The following is a 3047-nucleotide window of genomic DNA, read 5'->3' as shown; positions in this document are numbered from 1 at the left end:
TTCGGCGGCGACGGGGTCGTACGGCGCGTTGTCCGGGACCGCGAACCCGTGGCCGGCCGGATACCACTCGATGGTGTGCTGCACGCCGGCTGCGGTCAGCGCCATGTCCAGCTGTTCGGCGTCGTCATGTGTGAAGGAGGCGTCGTCCTTGGCGCCGCCCACGTACACCGTCGCGCTCATCCGGTCGGCCAGCAGGTGTGGGCTGTCCGCGGCGTCGCTCACCAGGCCACCGCCGTGGAACGACGCCGCGGCGGCGACGCGCTCGGGTACCCGGCCGGCGACGATCAGCGACGCCCGCCCGCCCATGCAGTAGCCGCACACGCCGAAGCGTTCCCCGGACACCTCCGGGCGGGCCGCCAGGTAGTCGAAGAACGCGACGGCGTCGCCGGCGATCTTGTCGGGGGTGAGGCTGCCGATCATGCCGAACAGCCGCCTGCGCTCCCGCTCGTCGCCGAACACGGTGCCCATGTCGAACGGGGCCCAGTCGCCGCTGCGGTAATACACGTCGGGGAGCAGCACGGCGTAACCGAAGCCGGCCAGCTTGGCAGCCATCTCGTCGAAGGTGTCACGCACCCCGCCGGCATCGCAGTACATGATTACGCCCGGCCAGGGACCCGGACCCGCTGGCGTGAACAGGCCGACAGGGCAGCTGCCGTCGGCGGTGGTGATGGAGTCGGTGAATTGCGGCATGGCCTCCGTTTTACTCCCGGCCGCCGCGGCTAAGCTGGCCGCGTGCCGATCCCGACGCCCTATGAGGACCTGCTGCGCCTGGTGCTCGAACGGGGCACGGCCAAATCCGACCGCACCGGCACCGGGACCCGCAGCCTGTTCGGCCAGCAATTGCGCTACGACCTGTCGGCCGGCTTCCCGCTGCTGACCACCAAGAAGGTGCATCTCAAGTCGGTCATCTACGAGTTGCTGTGGTTCTTGCGCGGCGACTCCAACGTCGCCTGGCTGCACGAGCACGGGGTCACCATCTGGGACGAATGGGCAAGCGAGACGGGCGATCTCGGGCCGATATACGGCGTGCAGTGGCGATCCTGGCCCACGCCGACCGGCGAGCACGTCGACCAGATCAGCGCGGCGCTTCAGTTGCTGCGCACCGACCCGAACTCGCGGCGCATCATCGTGTCGGCCTGGAACGTCGGGGAGATCCCGCAGATGGCGCTGCCGCCGTGCCACGCCTTCTTCCAGTTCTACGTGGCGGACGGTCGGCTCAGTTGCCAGCTGTATCAGCGCAGCGCCGACCTGTTTCTCGGTGTGCCGTTCAACATCGCCAGCTACGCGCTGCTCACCCACATGATGGCCGCCCAGGCCGGCCTGGCGGTCGGCGAGTTCGTCTGGACGGGCGGCGACTGCCACATCTACGACAACCACGTCGAGCAGGTGCGCACCCAGCTGAGTCGCGAGCCCCGCCCCTACCCGGAACTGGTACTGGCGCAGCGTGATTCGATCTTCGACTACACCTACGAGGACGTGGTCGTCAAGAATTACGATCCGCATCCGGCGATCAAAGCGCCGGTCGCGGTATGACCGAACTCGGGCTGATCTGGGCTCAGTCGACATCCGGCATCATCGGTCGCGGCGGCGACATCCCCTGGCGGGTGCCTGAGGACTTGATCCGGTTCAAAGAGCTGACCGTGGGGCATACGGTCGTGATGGGCCGGCGCACATGGGAGTCCTTGCCGAGCAAGGTCCGGCCGCTGCCGGGCCGCAAAAATGTCGTACTCTCGCGAAGGAGCGATTTCGTTGCCGACGGCGCGCAGATCGCCGGATCGCTCGAGGCGGCTCTCGCCGAATGCGAGGGTGAGCCGCAGACCTGGGTGATCGGCGGCGAGCAGGTGTATCTGCTCGCGCTGCCGCGCGCCACGCGGTGCGAGGTCACCGAGGTCGAAGTCGACCTGCGGCGCGACGACGACGACGCGCTGGCGCCGGTGCTCGACGACAGCTGGCTGGGTGAGACGGGGGAGTGGCAGGTCAGCCGCACGGGGTTGCGGTACCGCCTGCACAGCTACCGTCGGGCATGAGTGTCGGTCTCCGCGACCGTGACATACTCGGACGCGGGGGTCGGTCTCATCAGGTCACCACACGTTGCCAGAAGGGGGAATTGGCAGTGATAACCGAACCCACGAGAGCGTTCACGCGCATTTTCAGGGGCTACGATCCGTCCGCGGTCGACGCCCACATCGAGATGCTGACCACCAAGCAGCAGTTGTTGCTCGACGACGTCGAGAACCTGAGGAGCCGGCTGAAGGCGGCCGGCGACGAGACGGCCGCGCTGCGCAAGGAGGTCGCCGTCCTCACCGACACCTCGCCCTCCCCCCACGCGGTGCAGCGCCGCATGGCGCAGATGCTGCGCCGCGCGGTCGACGAGGTCGCCGAGATGCAGGCCGAGGCGCGCAGCGAGGCGGACGCGATGATCGCCGCGGCCGAGGCCGAGGTCCAGGCCGCGCAGCGAAAGCACGAAGAGGAGTTGGCGGAGATGGCCGAGCAACGAAAAGCCATGGAAACCGATTACGAAGAAGCCAAGAAGCAGCTCGACGCCGAATTGGCCGAGATGCGCGCCGAAACGGAAGCGGCGATCGACAAGTCGTGGCGGGACGCGCAACGGGAGGCCGATCACTATCGTGAGCAGGCCCAGCGCGCGGCGGACGAGGCGATCCGGCAACGGATCCATGTCCTCGAGCAGCTGATGGGCGTGTTCCGCGACCTCGAAGCGGTTCCGGCCGCGCTCGAGTCGGCCTACCAGGAGCAGAAGAACGCCCCGGAGCCCAGCGTCGTCGTGCCGTTGGACGGCAAAGTCAGCACGGGTTAGCCCGCCTCGAACGGGCGGACGGACGGGGGGCGCCGCGTCGCCGCCGAGGGTTGTCGCACCCGGCCGGTATTCTCGGCGCCGTGTCGATCCCGACCCGCAGGCTGTCGGCCGCGCAAGCCCGGCGAATCGCCGTTGCCGCCCAAGGTTTTACCGAGCCGCCGCCCGCCGGTCCGATCACTCGCGCTCACCTGAAGCGGTTGATATCCAGAATTCAAGTCCTGCAACTTGATTC

At 68.1% G+C, this 3047-nt stretch carries 4 protein-coding genes and 1 pseudogene; 4 read left to right on the top strand and 1 reads right to left on the bottom strand.

The features are described from left to right. Positions 1–690 (bottom strand): dienelactone hydrolase family protein (locus tag A9X03_RS13770; protein WP_068261532.1); only part of this gene is annotated, 690 nt, incomplete at its 3' end. A gap of 42 nt (positions 691–732) precedes the next feature. Here A9X03_RS13770 and A9X03_RS13765 point away from each other — a divergent pair. The 4 genes and pseudogenes from A9X03_RS13765 to A9X03_RS29245 form a co-directional block, all read left to right on the top strand. Next, positions 733–1533, top strand: a complete 801-nt coding sequence (locus A9X03_RS13765) for a thymidylate synthase (protein WP_067747276.1) — start codon at positions 733–735, stop codon at positions 1531–1533. Next, positions 1530–2027, top strand: a complete 498-nt coding sequence (locus A9X03_RS13760; RefSeq protein WP_067747278.1) for a dihydrofolate reductase — start codon at positions 1530–1532, stop codon at positions 2025–2027. Before A9X03_RS13765 ends, A9X03_RS13760 begins: the two co-directional genes overlap by 4 nt. Positions 2028–2113: 86 nt before the next feature. After that, entirely contained in the window at positions 2114–2815 is a 702-nt protein-coding gene (locus A9X03_RS13755; protein ID WP_067781714.1) for a cell division protein DivIVA, read from the top strand. 50 nt (positions 2816–2865) lie between these two features. Further along, positions 2866–3047: pseudogene (locus tag A9X03_RS29245) on the top strand (winged helix-turn-helix domain-containing protein); the annotation flags it as partial.

It is taken from the genome of Mycobacterium sp. E1715 (assembly GCF_001667625.1).
Classification (GTDB): Bacteria; Actinomycetota; Actinomycetes; order Mycobacteriales; family Mycobacteriaceae; genus Mycobacterium.
This window is presented reverse-complemented; position numbering and strand designations above follow the sequence as displayed.

Bases quoted from the DNA above. Each gene is read 5' to 3' on its own strand.
- A9X03_RS13760 (WP_067747278.1), top strand. From the start codon at position 1,530: ATGACCGAACTCGGGCTGATCTGGGCTCAGTCGACATCCGGCATCATC.